Below are 20,665 nucleotides of genomic sequence, written 5' to 3'. Positions count from 1 at the left end.
GGTACTCGGAGGAATGACCCGAAGTGAGTGCGACCATCCCTAGCGCCGAACCGCCCGGCGCTCAGGTTCCGCCGCCACGCCCTCGCCGCTGGGTGGGGCTGCTGGTTGCGGTCGCGCTGGTCTGGGGCGGCGTGGCCTACACCGTTGGAGAGCGCAACCAGGACGCCCGGGAGCGAGTGGTCGCGACGCAGCCCGGCCCGAACCAGGGCACCAAGCCACCGTCGAAGACCGCGGCGGCGACCGCCGCCCGCCGGGTCGCGGTCGACACGATCCTGCTCCGCCGGGCCCAGGCCGTGCAGACCGTGAACGAGGCGCTCTTCCTGCAGGACCTCGACCCCACCAACACGAAGCTCCGCGCCGCGCAGAAGGTGCTGTTCGCGAACCTGGTCGAGATCGGGTTCGAAGAACTCGGGTACAGCCAGGCCGAGGAACGCTTCGACCAGTCCGCGGTCCGTGCACACGGCGGGACGACGTACCTGGTCCGGGTGCTGATGCGCTACCAGATCCCGAACGTCGACGTCACACCGGTGACGACCGAGCTCGGCTACACCTTCGTCGCGCGGGGCGGGCACTGGGTACTGACCGACGACGACGATCTGGACAAGGACCTCGGCCCGGGCGCGCACAAGGAGGCGTGGGACCTCGGCCGGATCGAGGTACTGCGGTCGCCGCGGGTCATGGTCGTGGTCGAGAAGGCCGACGCCCAGCGCGGGCACTCGATCGCCGCCGAGGCGAGTGAGGCGATCGGCGAGGTGAGGTCGTACTGGCCGCGAGCCTGGCGCGGGTCGGTGTTCGTCATCGCACTCGACGAGACCGACGTACGGGACGCGCGCTTCGCCGACGAGGACATCGAGTCGGCCGCGAGCGCGGGGACGACGTTCTCCTCGCTGCCCGGTCAGGACACCGCCGACGGTACGGTCGCCGGCTCCTACATCGTGATCAATCCGAACGAACGCGACCGGGTCGACGAGATCCTGCTGTCGCACGAGATCACCCATGTGGCCACGGCCGACCTGGGCGGGTACGAGCCGTTGTGGCTGGCCGAAGGCGCGGCGGAGTACGTGTCGTGGCGGGGGATCGAGGCGATCAGTGGACCGGGCGAAGTCGGCAAGTGGGAGCAGGAGGTGATCGACGACGCGATGCCTGCGCTGACCGCGTTGCCGAGCGACGCCGGCTTCTACCAGAACTCGGCCGACGTGTACGGCGTCAGTTGGCTGGCCGTGCGCTTCCTGGTCCAGCGGATCGGGCTCGCCAAGGTCGAGGAACTGTACGAGGACATGGCCAAGCACGGCACCGACCAGGCGTCCCGGGACCGGATCCTGCTCAGTCGCAGCGGCCTCACCGAAGCCACCCTGTGGGTGGCACTCCAGGACTACGAGCCGCCACGCTGAGTGGCGGTTTGACCTCGCGGTGTCAGAGAGGCACGCTCGGAGGGTTCCGTCCATTGCGAGGAGGCGAGCAGAGTGAGTCTGTTGCGGAAGAAGACGATCGAGCAGTCGATTGCGGACACCGACGAGCCGGAGTACCAGCTCAAGAAACGCCTGACCGCCATCGATCTGACCGTCTTCGGAATCGGCGTCATCATCGGTGCCGGTATCTTCACGCTGACCGGCCGCGCGGCCAAGCTGTACGCCGGGCCGAGTATCGCGCTCTCGTTCGTCCTCGCCGCCATCTGCTGTGCGCTCGCCGCGTTGTGCTACGCCGAGTTCTCGTCGACCGTGCCGGTGTCGGGATCGGCGTACACGTTCTCGTACTTCTCCCTGGGCGAGATCTTCGCCTGGATCATCGGCTGGGACCTGCTGCTCGAACTGATGCTCGGGGCAAGCGTCGTGGCGCAGGGCTGGTCGACGTACGCCGCGTTGTTCCTGGATCAGATCGGGTTGGGCTGGCCCGAATCGATCGGGCCCGACAGCAACGTGAACGTGCTGGCGATGTTGCTGGTGCTGGTCCTGGCGACGCTGGCCACGATCGGCATCAAGGAGTCCCTGCGGGTCAACCTGGTTCTGGTGGCCATCAAGTTGTTCGTGGTGCTGTTCGTGATCATCGCCGGCCTCTTCTACATCAAGGGCTCGAACCTGTCGCCGTTCATCCCGCCGAGCGTTCCGGCCGAGGGCGGTGGCGTCGAGCTCACCACGCCGCTGTTCCAGGCCATCTTCGGGTTCACGCCGTCGACCTTCGGGGTGATGGGTCTGGTGTCGGGTGCGTCGCTGGTGTTCTTCGCGTTCATCGGGTTCGACGTGGTCGCGACCACTGCCGAGGAGGCGCGGAACCCGCAGCGCGACCTGCCCCGCGGCATCATCGGCTCGCTGGCGATCTGCACCGTGCTCTACGTGCTCGTCTGCATCGTGATCACCGGCATGGTCAACTACACCGACATCAGCGGTGAGGCAGCGCTGGCCGAAGCGTTCCGTTCGGTCGGGCGCAGCGGCTTCGCGACCCTCATCTCCGCCGGCGCGGTGGCCGGTCTGACCACCGTCGTCCTGACCTTGATGATCGGCGCCGCCCGCGTGGTGTTCGCGATGAGCCGTGACCACCTGATGCCGCGTCAGCTCGGCAAGACGCACCCGAAGTGGGGTACGCCGTACCGCCTGACGATCGCGATCGGCATCGTCGTCGCGATCGTGGCCGGCCTGACCCCGATCGGGAAGCTGGAGGAGATGGTGAACATCGGCACCCTGGCCGCGTTCACCCTGGTGTCGATCGCCGTACCGCTGCTGCGCAGGAGCCGGCCGGACGTCCAGCGCTCCTTCCGGGTGCCGGGCAGCCCGGTGATCCCGATCCTGGCCGCGTTGATCTGCCTCTACCTGATGCTGAACCTGTCGATCGAGACCTGGCTGCGGTTCGCGATCTGGATGGTGCTCGGCTTCGTCGTCTACTTCCTCTACGGCTACCGCCGGAGCCGGGTCGGCATCGAGGAGCGGACCGGCGTGGTCACCAAAGCCTGAGCGGTAGGGCTCCCTGCTCTGATGGTCGGCGGGCGGTAGGATCAGCCGACCATCAGAGGGGACCCGGCATGAAACACCCGAGACGCCTGTTCGCAGGCGTTGCCGTGCTGGCGCTCGCCGCGAGCGCGAGTGTGGTGGTGGTCAGGCTCGAGCACGGTGGGTCGACGCCGGGCAGCAGCGCGGCGGCGGTCGAGGCGACGCCGGCGGGCGAGCTCACCGACGCCCAGAAGGCGGTCCGCAAGCGTGAGGTCGACGCGGTCCTCGCGCGGCGCTCCGCGGCGGTCCTGAAGGGTGACGTCAAGGGCTTCCTCGCGGCGGTCGATCCGAAGCAGCCGCAACTGGTGGCCCGGCAGCGGACCCTGTTCACGAACCTGCGCCAGTTCGCGTTCACCAGCCTCACCTACTTCGTCGGCGACGAACGGCTGGCTCCCGCGCAGGTCGCGCGGTACGGGCCGACGACGTTCTCGACCCGGGTGATGATGCGGTACCAGCTGACGGGGCTGGACGCGAAGCCGGTGCAGACCGACGTCGGGTACACGTTCGTCAGGCGCGGTACTGCGTGGGTCCTGGTCGCGGACACAGCGATCGACGAGACCCTCAGCCCCGACGGTCATCGCCAGCCCTGGGACTTCGGCCCGGTGGCCGTGGCTCGCCGCGGCAAGGTCGTCGTCGTGGTCGATCGCGGCGAGAAGGCGCTGGGCAACAAGATCGCGAAGGCGTCCCAGGGAGCCGTCGACGGCGTCCGCCGGCACTGGCCGCGTCCGTGGAACGGCGCCGTCATGGTGGTCGCCATGTCCGAGCCGCAGGTGCTCTCGATCCTGTGGACCTACGGCTCCGGCAGCGGCTGGACCGTGGCCGCCAAGGCGGTCAGCCTGTACGACGGTGATCCGTTCACGCAGCGCCAGACCGCGCCGGTGAGCAGCCGGATCGTGGTCAACCCGGCTGTCCGTCAGCAGCTGGACCGGGATCTGCTCGTGCACGAGATGACGCACGTCGCGACGCTGCGCCTCGGCGCCCGCGCACCACTCTGGCTGGTCGAAGGTATCGCGGAGTACGTCCGCACCGCCTCCATCGAAGACGACCCGAAGTGGACCGTCGACCCCTACCGTAAATCGGTCCGCACCAAGTACCTCTCGTCGATGAAGGTCCTCCCCGGCCAACCCGAGTTCAACGCCAGCGGCGACCGTGCCTACGGCCAGAGCTGGTGGATCACGTCGTACCTGGAAGACCAACTGGGCGAGACGAAAGTCGCGGCCCTGTACGCCGACCTGGCCCAGCACAACACCACCCAAGCCGCCTTCGCCACCATCCTGAAGAAACACACCGGCAAGACCCCAGCCCAGTTGGTTGCCGCCGCCAAGAAGTTCAAAGGCTGATTTCTCCGGGTGCGGGAATAACCACTCGCGTTGCTCCTTCTCCCTCTGCACACGACCAGAGAACTGACAAATGCGAGGGTCATCCGCGCCCCTGCTCGAGGCGTGGGTGAGGGTCGGCTTGGCGTGGGTCGAGGGATGCAGTGGTGCAGTTCGACAGGATGTGTCGACGCGATCCGGTTGGTCTCAGGCGCGAATGCCTCAGCGGACCTGCTCCCTGGACCGACACTTCCTGTCGAGCTGCACACCGAAACAGAATCGACGCCGGTCGCCGGTCCGCGCCGACCCCCAGCTGATTGCGGTCAGGTCAGGCTGGCGCCGCCCTTGGGCAGGAAGCGGGTGCCGTTGACCTTCTCGGAGATGCCCGACCGGTCCAGGTACGGCGTGATGCCGCCGAGGTGGAATGGCCAGCCGGCTCCGAGCAGCAGGCACAGGTCGATGTCCTGCGCCTCCGCGACCACGCCCTCGTCCAGCATGATGCGGATTTCTTCGGCGAGGGCGGTCAGGACCCGGGTGCGGAGTTCGTCCTGGGTCGACGGGGTGGAGCCGACCGTCACCAGCGCCTCGACCTCCGGGTCGACGACCGGCTTGCCGTCCGGCCACAGGTAGAACGAGGTCTTGCCGGCGGCAACCACCTCGGCCAGGTTCTCCGAAACCGCGAACCGCTCCGGGTACGCCCGGTTCATCGTCTCCGCCACGTGCAACGCGACCGGCAGACCGACGAGCTGCAGCAGCACGAACGGCGGCATCGGCAGCCCCAGCGCCGACAACGCCTTGTCCGCTTCCGGAATCGGCGTACCTTCGTCGACCGCCGCGCTGACCTCACCCAGGAAGCGGGTCAGCAGCCGGTTCACCACGAAGGCAGGCGCGTCCTTCACCAGCACGCACGACTTCTTCAGCGTCTTGCCCACCGCGAACGCTGTCGCCAGCGACGCGTCGTCGGTCCGATCGGCCCGGATGATCTCGAGCAGCGGCAGTACGGCGACCGGGTTGAAGAAGTGGAAGCCGACCACCCGCTCCGGGTGCTCCAGGTCCGCGGCCATCTCGGTCACCGAGAGGGACGAGGTGTTCGTGGCCAGGATCGCGTCCGGACGGATGATCTTCTCCAGGTCGGCGAAGATCGTCTTCTTCAGCTGCAGTTCCTCGAACACGGCCTCGATCACGAAATCGGCGTCCGCGAACACAGCCCGATCCACCGACCCGGTGACGAGGGCCTTCAACTGGTTCGCCTTGTCCGGTCGGATCCTGCCCTTGCCGAGCAGCTTGTCGATCTCACCGTGCACGTACCCGACCCCGCGGTCCACCCGCTCCTGGTCCAGGTCCGTGAGTACGACGGGCACCTCGAGGCGACGTACGAACAGCAGGGCCAGCTGGCCGGCCATCAGACCGGCGCCGACGACGCCGACCTTCGTGACCGGGCGGGCGAGCGACTTGTCCGGCGCGCCGGCCGGGCGCTTGGCCCGCTTGTTCACCAGGTCGAAGGCGTACAGGCCGCTGCGCAGCTCCTCGCTCATGATGAGGTCGGCAAGCGCCTCGTCCTCGGCCGCGAAACCACGGTCCCGGTTGTTGTCCTTGGCCGCCGCGATCAGCTCGAGCGCCCGGTACGGCGCCGGCGCCGCACCACTCACCTTGACATCGGCGAAGCCCTTGCCCCGGGCAACGGCCGCATCCCAGGCCTCGCCGCGGTCGATCTCCGCCCGCTCGACCGTGATCTCACCCGTGAGGACCTTCGAAGCCCAGATCAGCGACTGCTCGAGGAAGTCGGCCGAGTCCAGCAGTACGTCGCCGATGCCGAACTTCACCGCCTCCGGCCCGCTCAGCATCTTGTTCTGGTTCAGGGCGTTCTCGACGACGACCTTCACCGCCTTGTCCGCACCGATCAGGTTCGGCAGCAAGAAGTTGCCACCCCAGCCCGGGATCAGGCCGAGGAACACCTCGGGCGTCGCGAGCACGCCGGCCGCGGCCGAGACGGTGCGGTAGGTGGCGTGCAGCGCGACCTCGAGACCGCCACCCAGCGACACGCCGTTCACGAACGCGAACGACGGCTTGCCGCCGTCGACCAGCTTGCGCATCACGCCGTGACCGATCCGGCCCAGGTTCAGCGCCTGCTCGCGATCGGTCAGCTTCGGTACGCCGGTCAGGTCGGCGCCGGCGGCCAGGATGAACGGCTTGCCGGTGACACCGATCGCGGCGATGTCGTCGCGCGCGAGCGCCGCGTCGAGCGCGGTGTTGAGCGACGCCAGACCCTTCGGGCCGAACGTGTTGGGCTTGGTGTGGTCGTGCCCGTTGTCGAGCGTGATGAGCGCCATGACACCGGCTTCGCCCGGCAGCACGACGTCCCGCGAGTGGGCGAGCGTGACGACCTCGTCCGTCGACAGAGCAGAGGCCGAGTCGATCAGTTCCAGCAAGCTCATGCCGAGGCACCTTCCCAGTTCGGGTTCTCCCAGATGACCGTTCCACCCATGCCCAGGCCGACGCACATCGTGGTCAGGCCGTAGCGGACCTCGGGGCGCTGCTCGAACTGCGTGGCCAGCTGGTTCATCAGCCGGACGCCGGACGATGCCAGCGGGTGGCCGTAGGCGATCGCGCCGCCGTACGGGTTGACCCGCGGGTCGTCGTCGGCGATGCCGTAGTGCTCCAGGAACGCGATCACCTGAACGGCGAACGCCTCGTTCACCTCGAACGCCTGGATGTCGTCGATGGTCAGCCCGGCGAGCTTGAGCGCCTTCTCGGTGGCGGGGATCGGGCCGACGCCCATCACCTCGGGCTCGACGCCGGCGAAGCCGTAGGACACCAGCTTCATCTTCGGGGTGAGGCCGAGCTCGGCCGCGGCCTCGGCGGAGGTCAGCACGCAGGCTGTCGCACCGTCGTTGATACCGGCCGAGTTGCCCGCGGTGACCCGGCCGTGCGGGCGGAACGGCGTCTTCAGCGTGGCCAGGTCCTCGACCGTGGTGCCCGGCCGCATCGGCTCGTCGGTGGCCGCGTAGCCCCAACCCTGCTCAGCCGACCGGGTCGCGATCGGGACGAGGTCCGGCTGGATCAGGTCGTTGGCGTACGCCTTGGCCGCCTTCTCCTGAGACGCGGCGGCGAACGCGTCGGCGCGCTCCTTGGTGATACCGGGGAAGCGGTCGTGCAGATTCTCCGCGGTGGAACCCATCACGAGGGCGGAGGTGTCGACCAGCTTCTCGGCAATGATGCGGGGGTTCGGGTCGACGCCCTCGCCCATCGGGTGGCGGCCCATGTGCTCGACCCCGCCGGCGACGACCACGTCGTACGCGCCGAAGGCGATGCCCGAGGCGGTCGTGGTGACAGCGGTCATGGCCCCCGCGCACATCCGGTCGATGGCGTAGCCGGGAGTGGTGTTCGGCAGGCCGGCCAGCAGGGCCGCGGTCCGGCCGATGGTCAGGCCCTGGTCGCCGATCTGGGTGGTGGCCGCGATCGCGACCTCGTCCACCCGCTCCGGCGGAAGCTCCGGGTTGCGCCGCAGCAGCTCCCGGATGCACTTGATCACCAGATCGTCGGCGCGGGTTTCGGCGTACTGGCCCTTGGCCTTGCCGAACGGGGTGCGAACGCCGTCGACGAACACGACATCGCGGATCTCACGGGGCACGGGGGCCCTCCTCTGGGGGTCGGGAAAGCTACCTCGATGCTACCCGTCGGTAACAGAACTCCCCAAGCAGCCACGCCTGTGCGGCTGCTCACAGCGCACACCCGGTTGCTCACGCAGACCACAACCCGTGGCGAACCGGCGCGATTCGGCGCATGCTGGTGGCAAGGTCCGTGTGTCTGGAGCCGTTCATGAACAATGCTGATCTCTCCGTGCCGGTGCTGAGCCGGGGCAAACACCGCAACCCGCGCAAGGGTGCCTGCTTCATGGAGTTCGCCTCCTATCTGGCAGGCGAGCCATGGTCGGACCATCCGGCCTGTACGCATCCGCTGCTGGCGGGCGTGGCGCGCGACGTCAACGACTGCACGACGGATGCCGGCCGCACCCGGCTGGCGCCACTGATCCCATCGGTGATCGGGTTGACTCCCGACGATCCACACGTCGTAGCGCGGGTGACCGCCCGCTGTATCCAGCATGCGCTGCCGGTGGTGTCGCAGGAGCGGCAGTACATCCTCGCAGTGGCTCTGCTGGTGGGGGAGAAGCAACTCGCTGCGCTGGACGGGCGTCCACTCGACGACCTCGAGCCCGACTCGCAGGCGGTCCTGGAGGCGGTTCCGGCCGCGACCAAGTGGGCGCGGTCCTTCACCGCAAGGGCCCATCGGGGTACGCCGGACTTCGCCAAGCGGACCGCGCCACGCGCCGTGTCCTGCGCGGTGGAAGGCATCTCGCAGGCCTGTGTGCCGGACCCGGACGACCGGCTGTACAACCTGCTCACCGCGGCCATCACCGAGTGCAAACTCTGGATGCCCGCGCCAACTCCTGCCCAGGAGCCCATCCGGACCGAGTCCGTGGAAGTTCGCTAGCCGAGCAGTATTCTTCACCGTGTGACGTCCGGCAATCGACGCCGCCGAGCCGGCCTCGCGGCGTACAGTCGCGTCCCGGCCGCGTCCTCCCAACCTCGAAAGGTTCTGCATGAGCCTGTACGACATCCCGCTGACCACCCTCGCCGGCGCTCCGACCTCGCTCGGTGAATACAAAGGCAAGACCGTCCTGGTCGTGAACGTCGCGTCGAAGTGTGGCCTGACCCCGCAGTACGAGGGCCTGGAGAACCTGCAGAAGCAGTACGGCGCCCGCGGCTTCACCGTGCTCGGTGCCCCGTGCAACCAGTTCGGCGGCCAGGAGCCGGGTACGGCGGACGAGATCTCCGCCTTCTGCTCGACCACGTACGGCGTCACCTTCCCGATGCTGGACAAGCTCGAGGTGAACGGCGACGGCCGGCACCCCCTGTACGCCGAACTGACCCTGACGCCGGACGCTGACGGCGAGGCCGGTGACATCCAGTGGAACTTCGAGAAGTTCCTGATCACCCCGGAGGGCACGGTCGCCGCCCGCTTCCGCCCGCGCACCGAGCCGGAGTCCGCCGAGGTCGTCACCGCGATCGAGTCCCACCTCCCGGCCTGAGGCATCCCGCGCCGGCCTAGCCAGGCCCGCTCGCCCCTCGCCGGGTCTGTCCGGCCTGGCCAGGCCCGCTCGCCGGTCTGTCCGGTCTGCTTCTCCATCGCCCGCCGCGCCCCGCGCGGCGGGCGATTTTCTGTGCCCTCAACCCATTGCAACAACTCTTTCGAAAGAGTACTTTCGATGGATGCCGAACCCGCACCGCCGCCTCAGCGACCCCCGCGAGCTCAACGCCCTGGCCCACCCGGTGCGGATGGCGATCGTCGAACTGCTGTCGATCAGCGGACCACTGACCGCCACCGAACTGGCCGACCGGCTCGACGAGACGCCGGCCAACTGCTCGTGGCACCTGCGCAAGCTGGCGCAGCACGGGTTCGTGGAGGAGGCCGAAGGTGGGAAGGGCCGGCAGCGGCCATGGCAGGTGCCGGGGCTCGGCTTCCGCTGGGACGACGAGCACGCCTCGGGGTCGATCGACGAACGTCGGGCTGCGCAGGCGCTGTCCGAGGTGACGATGGGCCGGGCGATGGACCGGCTGCGGGAGGCACAGCAGCGCGCGCCGGAGGAGTCCGAGGAATGGCGCGCGGCGCACAGCAGCACCGAGATGGTCGCGTGGCTGACTGCGGACGAGCTCAAGGAGATGAACGTCGCGATCAATGCGGTCCTCGACCGCTATGTGGAGCGACTGACTGAACCGAAGGAGCGACCGTCCGGCGCGCGTCTGTGCGAGTTCGTCGCGTGGGGCGTTCCGACGTACTTCCCGGGGGTCGAGCCGGCATGAGGAAACTGTTCGCGCAGCCCGGGTTCCCTCGCCTCTTCGGTGGACTGAGTACGTCGATGCTCGGCGACTCGGTGATGCTGCTGGTGCTGAGCATGTGGGTGAAGACGCTCACCGACTCGAACGCGATGGCCGGTCTGACCTTCTTCTTCATGGTGCTGCCGGCGCTCGGCGCCCCGCTCCTCGGCGTCTGGGTGGACCGGCTGCCCCGCAAGGCGATCCTTGTCTGGGGCAACTTCGCCAGCGCGGCCGCGGTCCTCCCGCTCGTGCTCGTGCGGGACGCGAACGACGTCTGGCTGATCTGGGTCGTCGCCTTCCTGTACGGCGTCTCGTTCGTCGTACTGCCCGCGGCACTCAACGGCCTGCTCAAGGACCTGCTGCCCGATGAGCTCCTGGTCGACGCGAACTCGAGCCTGGCCACGATCAAGGAGGGCTACCGGCTGTTCGGTCCGCTGGTCGGGGCCGCGATCTTCGCGACCGCGGGCGGCTGGCTGGTCGCGGTCGTCGACGCCGGTACGTTCGTCATCGCCGGACTGTTGATCGCGACGATCACGATCACCGAGGCGCCGGCGCCGGCGAAGCACACCTTCCGGGAGGACGTCCTCGAGGGTGTCCGGTTCCTGGTCAACGACCGCGTACTCCGCCACGTCCTGCTGGGGCTCGCGATCTCGATCCTGGTCATCGGCTTCTTCGAGTCGTCGATCTACGCGCTGATGGACGCCTTCGGCAAGCCGCCGACCTTCTCCGGCGTCTTCGTGACCTGCCAAGGCGTCGGCGCGGTCATGGGCGGGCTCACCGCTAGCCGCGCCGTCCGTCGTCTCGGTGAGATCGCCACCTGCGCACTCGGCCTGACGGCTCTGGCCGCCGCCACCATCGTGTGCGCGGCCGCGCCGAGCATCGTCCTGGTCCTGGTCGGCGCGGGCATCTGCGGTGTCGGGCTGCCTTGGACGTTCGTCGCCTTCACGACGCTGATGCAACGGCGTTCGCCGGGCCACCTGATCGGCCGGGTGTCGACCGCGGTCGAGGTGCTCGTGTCCACGCCGCAGGCGATCTCGCTTGCCATCGGCAGCCTGCTGGTGAGCCTGCTCAGCTACCGGCAGATCTTCGCGATTATTGCGACGGTGATCCTGCTCGGCGCACTGCAGATCGTCCTCACGCTGCGCCGCGAGATCCGGGCGGACCTGACGACCAGCGACCGCCACCCGGTGGATCCGGTCGCTGCCCCGGAGGCGGATCCCACCTCCGGAGCCGACCTGCTCTGACCGGTCACTTGGACGCGGCGAACGCTTCCTCATGCTCCTTGCGGACCTGGTCGCCGCCCTGCTTGCGCCAGCGGTCCATCGCGGAGCGGGAATCTGTACACCTGGAACGGCAACTACGCGGTCGGTGTCGCCCGGGCCACCTCGCCGATGGGGAACTTCGACGCCGGTAAGCACCCGACGCCGATCCTGCGCGGCGACGACCGGGTCGCCTCGCCCGGCCACCAGTTCATCACCGACGTACGGATCGGCGGGCAGCAGCGGCAGATGATCTTCTACCACGGCTATCCGTGGTACGACGCCGACGGCAACCATCTGCCGTCCGTGCAGACCCGCAAGCTGATGATGGACGAACTGCACTGGGATGCGGAGGGCTGGCCATGGGTGAACGACGGTACGCCGAGCGACTGACCTCAGATCGAACGCTGTCGCCGTACACAGGGTGGACACGGGACCACTGGGAGCAGACGGCTGACCGGACCTTGCTCGCCTTGCGGGATTTCGGGAGCCCCCGCCATGCGAATGTCGATCCTCCCGGTCCGGCGTCGAGGTCCGGGTCGGCGAGCGACGGGCTGGAAGGGTTCGCCAGATCCTTTCTGACCGCCGGCTTCCGGCTCGCCGGATCGGAGGACGATCCGCACGATCACGCCGGCTGGTACGCCGAGGGCCTCGCCGCAGGCGCGGACCCGACCTCACCGGAGGCCTGGCCGCGGCTGACAGAGTTCGGTCAGCCGCGCGTCGAGGCAGCCGCGATGGTCATCGCCCTGCACGAATCCCGTGCACAGGTCTGGGACAAGTTGGACGACCGGACGCGTGCGCAGGTCGTCGAATGGCTGGCGCCGGCCAACGAGGTCACGTACTCGGCGAGCAACTGGCTGTGGTTCCAGAACGTCAGCCTCGCCTTCCTACGCTCGGTGGGCGGACCGTGCGACGAGTCCGTGATCCAGAAGAACATCGCGACGCTGGACACGTTCTACCAAGGCGACGGCTGGTACACCGACGGGATCCGCGAGGGCAGGACCACCCACTACGACTGGTACAACGGCTGGGTCATGCACCTGTTCTCGCTGTGGTACTGCCGCATGTCGGGCGAGACCGGGGAGCTGCTCGACGGTTATCGCGAGCGGTTGCATAAGTACCTCGGCACCGTTCAGCATCTCGTCGGAGCCGATGGCGCGCCGCTCCACCAGGGCCGTTCGCTCGTGTACCGGTTCGCGACCGCGTCGCCGTACTGGGCCGGCGCGATCTTCGACGCGAGTCCGTTGCCTCCCGGAGCGACCCGGCGTCTGACCAGTGGCATCCTCAGTTGGTTCGCCGACGCCGGTGCCTGGGACGACCGTGGTCTGCTCGGCCTCGGGTGGCGTACGGCGTTCCCGCGGATGCGGCAGTCGTACTCGGGTCCGGGATCGCCGTACTGGGCGAGTCTGGGCTTCGCCGGACTCGTGCTGCCGACGGGTCATCCGGTGTGGACCGCCCGCGAGGAGCCCCTGCAGCTCGAGCAGTCCGATGTCTCGGTCGTGGCTCGGCCGCCGGCCTGGCTCATCTCGGGTACGACGGCCGACGGCATCGTCCGCGTGGTCAACCACGGCACCGACCACGCCGGGACCGAACCGGCTGCGGAGGATCCGCTCTACTGCCGCCACGCCTACTCGACGATCACCGGGCCTGATCTGATCGACGCGGACGAGGTCCCGGACAATCAGGTCGCGGTGCGAAGGTCCGACGGGCGGTGGTCGCAGCGGCGCCCGATCACCCTCCTGAGCCTCGGCCCGCGGACGGCGGTCAGCCGGTTCCCCGTGCAGTTCGGGGCGGAGGAACCGGAGACAGCAGGCCTTTCAGTAGTCACCGCGTCCGTCCTCCGTGGTCCCTTCGAGGTCCGCATCGCCCGCGTGGACGGCCAGTTCGACGGTGAACCGTTGACCCTGACGATCTCCGGCTACCCACTGACAGGGTCCGGGCGGGTGTCGGCCGTCGTACCGCTGATCGGCGAGTGGCAAGAGGGCAGCACGACCCGGGAGGGCGTGAACGCCTTCGGCGAAGTGTCTGTCACTCCGTGGGTCGAGACCGGCCTCGAACCCGGACGCTTGTACGCCGCTCTAGTGCTCCTCAGCGGTCAGGACTGCACCACCGACGGGATCACTGCGGAGGTCGACGGCGCCACGGTTGTCGTCACCTGGCCGGACCAGCAACAGGATGTGGTCGCGTTGAAGTAGAGGCCAGAACCTGGCCGGTACTGCTCCTACGGTGGTGGTAACCGAACCGCGAAGGAGCAGCGAACATGACGACCGTGAACCCGACCCCCGAGGGCTACCACTCGGTGACGCCGTGGATCATCGGGCACGACACCGCCGGGCTGATGGACTTCCTCGCGTCCGCGTTCGATGCGGTGGACCTCGGTGGCCGGGTCGTCGACGAGCACGGGAACATCGGCCACGCCGAGATGCGGATCGGCGACTCGGTGGTGATGATGTTCGACAAGCCGGACTGGCCGCCGACGCCTGCCTTCCTGCGGCTCTACGTCGCGGACGTGGAGACCGCTCTGCAGCAGGCGGTGGCAGCCGGCGGCACCGTCGTGACCGAGTCGACGCATCTGTTCTGGGGCGACATCGTCGCGCGGGTGCACGACCCGTTCGGCAACCTCTACTGGCTGCAGACCCGGATCGAGGAGATCGACGAGGCCGAGATGGGCCGCCGGTTCGGCGACGAGAAGTTCACCAAGGCGCTGGAGTACGTGCAGAGCTCGCTGTTCCGCCCGGCCGGGTGATCAGTCGAGCTGTTCCTTCGGGGCCTCGGACTCCATCGCATCGGTCAGCACGCCGGCGGTGAGCCCGATCTGCCACTCGCGGGCGTTGTGCTCGCGCAGGAAGGTCGTCACCACCTCGAGGCCGAGCTCGGGTGGTGGCGACCAGGCCAGCCGGCGGATGGTGTCAGGGGAGAGCAGGTTCTCGGTCGGAAGCCGGTGCGCCTCGGCGATCTCGGCGACCGAGGAGCGGGCGGCCGACAAACGGGCAGCGGCATCCGGGTCCCGGTCGGCCCAGGCACGGGCCGGCGGCGGGCCGTCGTACCGCGGGCCCTGCTTCGGTAGCTCGGACTCGGGCAGGCGGCGCGCGTGGTCGATCGCCTCCCACCAGGTCCGCATGTGCCGGTGCGCGCCGCGGCCCTTGAATGCGGTCAGACGCTGGAGCGTGTCCCGGTCGGCCGGCACCGCCGACGCCGCCTCGACGATCGCGGCGTCCGGCAGGATCCGGCCGGGGGAGATGTCCGCGGACTCGGCGATCTGGTCCCGCGCCTCCCACAACGCCCGTACGACGGCCAGACTGCGGCGATTGCGGACGCGGTGCATCCCCGACGTCCGGCGCCACGGATCCGGCTTCGGCTCACGTGGCGGCGCGGACAGGATCGAGGCGAACTCCTGCTCGGCCCACTCCCACTTGCCCTCGCGGCGCAGTTCGGCCTCGATCGCGTCGCGCAACTCGATCAGCATCTCGACGTCGAGAGCGGCGTACACGAGCCACGGCGCCGGGAGCGGGCGGGTCGACCAGTCGGCGGCGGAGTGCTCCTTGCGCATCCGGTAGCCGAGGACTTCGCTGACCAGCGAGGCGAGGCCGACCTTCGGGTACCCGAGCAGGCGGCCGGCCAGTTCGGTGTCGAACACCTTCCGCGGCACCATCCCGACCTCGGCCAGGCAGGCCAGATCCTGGTTCGCGGCGTGGATGATCCACTCGGCGTCCACGATCGCGTCGCCGAGCGCGGACAGGTCGCCGAACGGGATCGGGTCGACCAGCGCGGAGCCGGCGCCCTCGCGACGCAGTTGCACCAGGTAGGCCCGGTGGGAGTAGCGGTAGCCGGACGCGCGCTCGGCGTCGACGGCGACCGGGCCGGTGCCGGACTGGAAGGCCTCGACCACGTCGGTCAGCGCTGGGTGGGTGTCGACGACCTCGGAGAGGCCGTCACGGAGTTCTAGCAGGGGCAGGTTCGCGGTCGGGTCGTCCGGGACGGGCGGCTGCTGGGTTTCTGCCGGGCTCATCGGCCCCGCTGTCCGCGCCGGGTCGGCATCGCCACGACCCCTGGCGGAACCGGCGGCAGTCCGGCCGCCGTGCAGAGAACTTCGCCCCACGCCTCCGCGTGCCGGGTCACATCCACCAGACCACCAGGCCCCGGCACGGGGCTCCAGGACGCACGGATCTCGATCTCCGCCGTCGCGTCGTCGTCGGCCATGCCGCCGAAGCTTTCCGATACCACCCTGGTGACGGTACCGCTCGGCGCCTGGAAGTCCGCGCCCCGGTCCGCCAGTGCCTCCATCAGCCAGGTCCAGCCCACGCCGCCGAGCAGCGCGTCGGTCACCATCTCCGGTTCGACGGCGGCGCGCACGTACGCGACACAGCGGAAGGTCGACTGCCAGGCGTCGTTCCCGTCCGGGTCGTAAAGGATGACCAGACGGCCGGTGGCGACATCGTCGCCGTCGACCGTCACGTCGGCGCTGACCGCGGCCGCGTGCGGAGCGATCCGCTGCGGCGCGGGCATCTCCTCGACGAAGACCTCGGGCCGGAACCGGGCACCGCGTAACTGCGTCACGGCCTCGGCGAACTCCGCGGGTGGCGCGTCGACCTGCTTGCGGGCACCCATGCTCCGCAGCCTACGACTGATTACTCACCGACGCCTGTGTCGACGCGCCGGTAACCGCGTGCGACGGCCGCTCACGGGCGAAATTCCGCGCGTGGGATTATCGCTGTGTGCCTCTGCCAAAGTCCCGCGCGCTCGACCGTTCCGCCTTTCTGCTCGCCGCTCGGGGTGAGCCGGGCCCGTACACGCCGGTGTGGTTCATGCGGCAGGCCGGGCGGGCGTTGCCTGAGTACCACGCGGCCCGCGCGGGAACCACGATGCTCGAAGCCTGCATGCGTCCCGACCTCGTTGTCGAGATAACGCTGCAGCCGGTACGCCGTTACGGCGTCGACGCGGCGGTCTTCTACGCCGACATCGTGCTGCCGCTGAAGTCGGTCGGTTTCGACATCGAGATCAAGCCGGGGGTCGGCCCGGTGGTCGCGGCCCCGATCCGCGACGCAGCCGGCCTCGCCGCGGTCCGACCGGTCACTCCCGCGGACGTGCCGTACACGACGGACGCCGTGAGGCAGCTGGTCTCGGAGCTGGACGGTACGCCGCTCATCGGTTTCGCCGGTGCGCCGTTCACCGTGGCGTCGTACCTGGTTGAGGGTGGGCCGAGCAAGGACTTCGCCAAGACCAAGGCGCTGATGTACAGCGACCCGGACCTCTGGCACGCGCTCGCGGACCGGCTGGCCGACGTGGCGATCGCGTACCTGTCAGTGCAGGTCGAGGCGGGCGCGTCCGCGATCCAGCTGTTCGACTCGTGGGCGGGCGGGCTGTCGCCGCGCGACTACGAGCGGTTCGTGCTGCCGCACTCCGCGAAGGTGTTCGAGGCCGTCGCGTCGTACGGCGTACCCCGGGTGCACTTCGGCGTGAACACGGGGGAGTTGCTCGGGCTGATGAGCAGCGCCGGGGCTGACGTCGTCGGTGTCGACTGGCGGGTGCCGCTGGACGAGGCGGTACGCCGGATCACCGCGGCCGGAGCCGGTCCGAAGCCGGTGCAGGGCAACCTGGATCCGGCCCTGCTGTTCGCTCCTTGGGAGGCACTGGAGCCGGAGATCGACCGGATCCTCGCCGAGGGAAAGGCCGCACCCGGCCACATCTTCAACCTCGGGCACGGTGTCCCGCCGAATGCCGACCCCGAGGTGCTGCGCCGGGTCGTCGAGCACGTACAGGCGAAGTCGGCCCGTGTACCTGCCTGACCACGACGTGACGCTCGAGCCGCTGACCGCCGAGCACGCCGACGCCGTCCTCGCCTTCGAGCGGGAGAACCGGGCGTACTTCGCCGCCTGGATCGAGGATCGCGGGGACGACTTCTTCACCTCGTTCGCGGAGCGGCATCAGGCCCTCCTGGCCGAGCAGGAGACCGGGACGTGCCGGTTCCACGTCTTGGTCGATGCCGTCGGCGCGGTGGTCGGACGGGTGAACCTCATGGATCTCGAGAACGGCTCGGCCGAGCTCGGCTACCGGATCGCGGAGAAAGCCACGGGCCGGGGGCTCGCGTCGGCGGCGGTCCGTGCGCTCGCCAGGCTCGCCGCGTCGGAGTACGGGCTGACGATGCTGCGAGCGGGGACGTCGGACCGGAATGTGGCGTCGCAGGCGGTGCTGACGCGAGCCGGGTTCCGCCGCGTGGCCGACCCGGCAGCTCATCTCGGATTCGAGTTGAAGCTGGAGGACCTGTGAGCCGGGTCGTTGTGGTTGGTGGCGGGATCAGTGGCCTGGCGGCGGCGTACGCGCTGGCAACCGGGCCGAATCCGCCGCGGATCACGGTGCTGGAGGGGTCGCCGCGGCTCGGCGGCAAGCTCGCGGGTGACGTACTCGAGGGTGTGCCGGTCGACCTCGGGGCCGAGTCGGTGCTGGCCCGGCGGCCGGAGGCGGTCGACCTGATCAAGGCGGTCGGCCTCGGTGACGACCTGGTGCATCCGGCGACGACGTCGGCCGGACTGTGGATCGGCGACCGGATCCGGGCCATCCCGCCGACCGTGATGGGTGTCCCGATGGACCCTGCCGCGACAGCCGACGTACTCGGGTCCGAGGGAGCCGAAGCGGTGGCGCACGAGGCCGAGCTGCCGGCTCCGGGGCTGACGGAGGACGTCGCGATCGGGCAGTTCGTCGCCTCGCGGATGGGCTCGGCGGTGACGGACAAGCTGATCGACCCGCTGCTCGGCGGGGTGTACGCCGGCCGGGCGGAGGAGATCTCGCTGGCGGCCGCGGTGCCGGAGCTGTACGCCAAGCTGCGGACGGCGCCGAGCCTGCTCGCGGCGACCGCGGAGATGCGGGAAGCCGGGCAGCGCCGGGCCGGTGCGCCGGTGTTCGCGGGCATCGTCGGCGGGATCAACCGGCTCATCGGCGCGCTGGAGAAGGACCTGACCGCGCGCGGTGTCGACATCCGGCGCAAGCTCGCAGTACGACGGATCATGCGGACCGCCAACGGCTATGCGCTCGAGGCGGGCCCGGTGCCGGCGCCGACTCTGTTGGAGGCCGACGCAGTGATCGTCGCCGTACCGGCCACACCGGCGGCGCGGATGCTGGCTGAGTTGGTGCCGGCGGCGTCGACCGAGCTGGCGACGATCGAGTACGCGAGCATGGCGATCGTCACGCTCGCGGTCCGCAAGCAGGACTGGCCCGAGGCGGCCACCGGGTCCGGGTTCCTGGTGCCGTCGGTGGAGGGGCGGACGATCAAGGCGTCGACGTACTCGCACGCGAAGTGGGAGTGGTCGGGTGCGGCTGGTGGAGACCTCGCCGTACTGCGGTGCTCGGTCGGGCGGCTGGGGGAGGAGCACGTCCTGCAACGGTCCGATGAGGAGCTCGTTGCGCTGGCCACTGCCGACCTGGGGCGCGCTGTCGGGCTCCAGGCACCTGTGGTGGGGTCGCTGGTGACGCGGTGGGGCGGCGGGCTTCCGCAGTACGCCGTGGGGCATCTGGACCGCGTTGACCGCGTAGAGGAGGCGGTTGCTGCGGAGCCTGGTCTGGCCGTGTGCGGAGCGGCGTACCGAGGTGTCGGGATCGCCGCGTGTGTGGCATCGGGTGGGCAGGCAGCCACCCGGGTGCAGGCTCATTTAGCCACATTGGAGACAATGGCTCCGTGACAGAGAAGCCGAAGGCGCGTGAGCTGAACAATGTGATCCGCTACACCCTGTGGTCGGTCTTCAAAGTGGAGACCCCGCTGGGCGACGCGGACCGGGACGAGCTGACCGCCGAACTGTCCGAGCTGGTCGCCAAGCTGGCCACGGACGACGTGGTGATCCGCGGGATCTACGACGTCGAGGGCTTCCGGGCGGACGCCGACTTCATGGTCTGGTGGCACGCGCCGACGTCGGACGCGCTGCAGAAGGCGTACCACGCGCTGCGCCGGTCCCGCCTCGGGCGGCACCTGGTACCGGTCTGGTCGCAGTTCGCACTGCACCGGCCGGCCGAGTTCAACAAGAGCCACATCCCGGCGTTCCTGGCCGACGAGGAGGCGCGGGCGTACATCTGTGTCTACCCGTTCGTGCGGTCGTACGAGTGGTACCTGCTACCGGATGAGGAGCGGCGGTTCATGCTCGCCGAGCACGGCAAGATGGCGCGGACCTACCCCGACGTACGAGCGAACACGGTCGCGTCGTTCGCGCTCGGCGACTACGAGTGGATCCTGGCCTTCGAGGCCGACGAACTGCACCGGATGGTCGACCTGATGCGCGACCTGCGCGCGTCCACCGCCCGGCGGCATGTGCGCGAGGAAGTGCCCTTCTACACCGGCAAGCGGACCGAGCTCGGCGAGCTGGTCGCCAACCTGGCCTGACGCCCGTGGCTGGGCACCGCAAGGCCTTCCCGGTGCTGTACGTGAGCGACGTACGCCGGTCCGTCGGTTTCTACGCGCTGCTCGGGTACGAACCGACGTACCAGTTCCCGCTCGAGGGCGACCCGCACTACGTCGGCCTCGAGCGCGGCGACTCGTCCCTGGGCATCGCCGACGCCAACTGGCCCGAGGCCCAGCTCGGCATCACCGTCGGCACCGCGCCCCGCTTCGAGCTCTTCGTGTACGTCGACAACGTCGAGGCCACTGTCGAGCTCTTCCGCGAGGCCGGCCACCCCATCCTCCAGGAACCCGCCACCATGCCCTGGGGCGAACGCCAGGCCTACACCGCCGACCCCGAAGGCAACCCGATAGCCCTCGCCACCCCGATCTGAGTCCGGGGGGCAGCCTGCCGATCAGGCGAGCTCGAGGTTCAGGCTGATGCTGTTGATGCAGTAGCGGAGGTCGGTGGGGGTGTCGTAGCCCTCGCCCTCGAAGACGTGGCCGAGGTGAGAGCCGCAGTTGGCGCAGCGGACCTCGACACGCTTCATGCCGAGGTCGGTGTCCTCGATGTACTCGACCCGCTCCTCGGCCAGCGGGGCGAAGAAGGACGGCCAGCCACAATGCGAGTCGAACTTGGTCTCGCTGCGGAACAGCTCCGCGTCGCAGGCGCGGCACTTGTAGACGCCGACCGTCTTGGTGTCGGTGTACTCACCGACGAAGGGGCGTTCGGTACCGGCCTTGCGCAGCACATGGAACTCGGCGGGGGACAGCTGCGCCTCCCACTCCGCGTCGGACTTGTTCACGGCGTACTGCTTGGTGTCGTCTGTCACGACTCCATTGTGGCCGCCCGGGCAAGCAAAACCCCGCCCGG

General features: G+C 69.2%; 20 protein-coding genes. 15 read left to right on the top strand and 5 right to left on the bottom strand.

All coding sequences use genetic code 11. The annotated features are described in order from the left end of the window. Positions 1-23: 23 nt before the first annotated feature. From OG817_RS17890 to OG817_RS17880, 3 genes are all read left to right on the top strand, one after another. Positions 24-1,391: a hypothetical protein gene (locus OG817_RS17890; RefSeq protein WP_406056059.1), complete on the top strand. Its 1,368-nt coding sequence runs from the start codon at positions 24-26 to the stop codon at positions 1,389-1,391. Positions 1,392-1,463: 72 nt separating this feature from the next. Further along, positions 1,464-2,945: an amino acid permease gene (locus OG817_RS17885; RefSeq protein WP_406056057.1), complete on the top strand. Its 1,482-nt coding sequence runs from the start codon at positions 1,464-1,466 to the stop codon at positions 2,943-2,945. 68 nt (positions 2,946-3,013) lie between these two features. Beyond that, the gene (locus OG817_RS17880; RefSeq protein ID WP_406056055.1) at positions 3,014-4,321 is read left to right on the top strand and encodes a peptidase MA family metallohydrolase; all 1,308 of its coding nucleotides are present in this window, start codon (positions 3,014-3,016) and stop codon (positions 4,319-4,321) included. 299 nt (positions 4,322-4,620) lie between these two features. Here the strand turns inward: OG817_RS17880 and OG817_RS17875 are convergent, their stop codons facing one another. Continuing rightward, positions 4,621-6,732 (bottom strand): 3-hydroxyacyl-CoA dehydrogenase NAD-binding domain-containing protein, encoded by a 2,112-nt coding sequence (locus OG817_RS17875; RefSeq protein ID WP_406056053.1) that lies wholly within the window; start codon positions 6,730-6,732, stop codon positions 4,621-4,623. Beyond that, a complete protein-coding gene (locus OG817_RS17870) occupies positions 6,729-7,928 on the bottom strand; it encodes an acetyl-CoA C-acyltransferase (RefSeq protein WP_360439631.1) in 1,200 nt (399 codons plus the stop codon). The genes OG817_RS17875 and OG817_RS17870 overlap by 4 nt, the downstream gene beginning before the upstream one ends. Before the next feature lie 188 nt (positions 7,929-8,116). Here OG817_RS17870 and OG817_RS17865 point away from each other — a divergent pair, with 188 nt between their 5' ends. From OG817_RS17865 to OG817_RS17835, 7 genes are all read left to right on the top strand, one after another. Then, positions 8,117-8,788 carry a hypothetical protein gene (locus OG817_RS17865; protein ID WP_406056050.1) on the top strand — a complete coding sequence of 224 codons (672 nt, stop codon included), beginning with the start codon at positions 8,117-8,119 and terminating at the stop codon, positions 8,786-8,788. A gap of 109 nt (positions 8,789-8,897) precedes the next feature. Next, positions 8,898-9,386: a glutathione peroxidase gene (locus OG817_RS17860; RefSeq protein ID WP_406056048.1), complete on the top strand. Its 489-nt coding sequence runs from the start codon at positions 8,898-8,900 to the stop codon at positions 9,384-9,386. Between the two features lie 181 nt (positions 9,387-9,567). Next, positions 9,568-10,158, top strand: a complete 591-nt coding sequence (locus OG817_RS17855) for a winged helix-turn-helix domain-containing protein (RefSeq protein WP_396389905.1) — start codon at positions 9,568-9,570, stop codon at positions 10,156-10,158. Further along, positions 10,155-11,417, top strand: a complete 1,263-nt coding sequence (locus OG817_RS17850; protein ID WP_406056046.1) for an MFS transporter — start codon at positions 10,155-10,157, stop codon at positions 11,415-11,417. The genes OG817_RS17855 and OG817_RS17850 overlap by 4 nt, the downstream gene beginning before the upstream one ends. A gap of 147 nt (positions 11,418-11,564) precedes the next feature. Beyond that, on the top strand, positions 11,565-11,825 hold the full coding sequence (locus tag OG817_RS17845; protein WP_406056044.1) for a hypothetical protein: 261 nt from the start codon (positions 11,565-11,567) through the stop codon (positions 11,823-11,825). Continuing rightward, on the top strand, positions 11,795-13,627 hold the full coding sequence (locus OG817_RS17840; protein WP_406056042.1) for a DUF2264 domain-containing protein: 1,833 nt from the start codon (positions 11,795-11,797) through the stop codon (positions 13,625-13,627). The genes OG817_RS17845 and OG817_RS17840 overlap by 31 nt, the downstream gene beginning before the upstream one ends. Before the next feature lie 65 nt (positions 13,628-13,692). Next, on the top strand, positions 13,693-14,178 hold the full coding sequence (locus OG817_RS17835; RefSeq protein ID WP_406056040.1) for a VOC family protein: 486 nt from the start codon (positions 13,693-13,695) through the stop codon (positions 14,176-14,178). Here the strand turns inward: OG817_RS17835 and OG817_RS17830 are convergent, their stop codons facing one another. Continuing rightward, entirely contained in the window at positions 14,179-15,441 is a 1,263-nt protein-coding gene (locus OG817_RS17830) for a ribonuclease D (RefSeq protein WP_406056038.1), read from the bottom strand. It lies immediately after the preceding gene. Further along, positions 15,438-16,040: a DUF3000 domain-containing protein gene (locus OG817_RS17825; RefSeq protein ID WP_360439604.1), complete on the bottom strand. Its 603-nt coding sequence runs from the start codon at positions 16,038-16,040 to the stop codon at positions 15,438-15,440. The genes OG817_RS17830 and OG817_RS17825 overlap by 4 nt, the downstream gene beginning before the upstream one ends. A 107-nt stretch (positions 16,041-16,147) precedes the next feature. Here OG817_RS17825 and hemE point away from each other — a divergent pair, with 107 nt between their 5' ends. From hemE to OG817_RS17800, 5 genes are read left to right on the top strand one after another with little or no spacing between them, the layout of a single operon-like run. After that, positions 16,148-17,218: a uroporphyrinogen decarboxylase gene (gene hemE / locus OG817_RS17820; protein WP_396389917.1), complete on the top strand. Its 1,071-nt coding sequence runs from the start codon at positions 16,148-16,150 to the stop codon at positions 17,216-17,218. Beyond that, the gene (locus OG817_RS17815) at positions 17,205-17,699 is read left to right on the top strand and encodes a GNAT family N-acetyltransferase (protein ID WP_406056035.1); all 495 of its coding nucleotides are present in this window, start codon (positions 17,205-17,207) and stop codon (positions 17,697-17,699) included. Before hemE ends, OG817_RS17815 begins: the two co-directional genes overlap by 14 nt. Beyond that, complete coding sequence (gene hemG, locus OG817_RS17810) at positions 17,696-19,105, top strand: protoporphyrinogen oxidase (protein WP_406056033.1); 1,410 nt, start codon at positions 17,696-17,698, stop codon at positions 19,103-19,105. Before OG817_RS17815 ends, hemG begins: the two co-directional genes overlap by 4 nt. After that, positions 19,102-19,797: a hydrogen peroxide-dependent heme synthase gene (hemQ, locus tag OG817_RS17805; protein ID WP_406056031.1), complete on the top strand. Its 696-nt coding sequence runs from the start codon at positions 19,102-19,104 to the stop codon at positions 19,795-19,797. The genes hemG and hemQ overlap by 4 nt, the downstream gene beginning before the upstream one ends. Positions 19,798-19,802: 5 nt before the next feature. Next, complete coding sequence (locus OG817_RS17800) at positions 19,803-20,186, top strand: VOC family protein (protein WP_360439589.1); 384 nt, start codon at positions 19,803-19,805, stop codon at positions 20,184-20,186. A 21-nt stretch (positions 20,187-20,207) separates the two neighbouring features. On the opposite strand, the gene msrB is transcribed toward OG817_RS17800, so the two are convergent. Then, positions 20,208-20,624: a peptide-methionine (R)-S-oxide reductase MsrB gene (gene msrB / locus OG817_RS17795; protein WP_406056029.1), complete on the bottom strand. Its 417-nt coding sequence runs from the start codon at positions 20,622-20,624 to the stop codon at positions 20,208-20,210. Between the last annotated feature and the right edge of the window lie 41 nt (positions 20,625-20,665).

This window comes from Kribbella sp. NBC_00889, from assembly GCF_045207705.1.
Classification (GTDB): Bacteria; Actinomycetota; Actinomycetes; order Propionibacteriales; family Kribbellaceae; genus Kribbella.
Note: the sequence above shows the minus strand (reverse complement) of the source record. Positions and strands in the feature narration are given on the sequence as shown.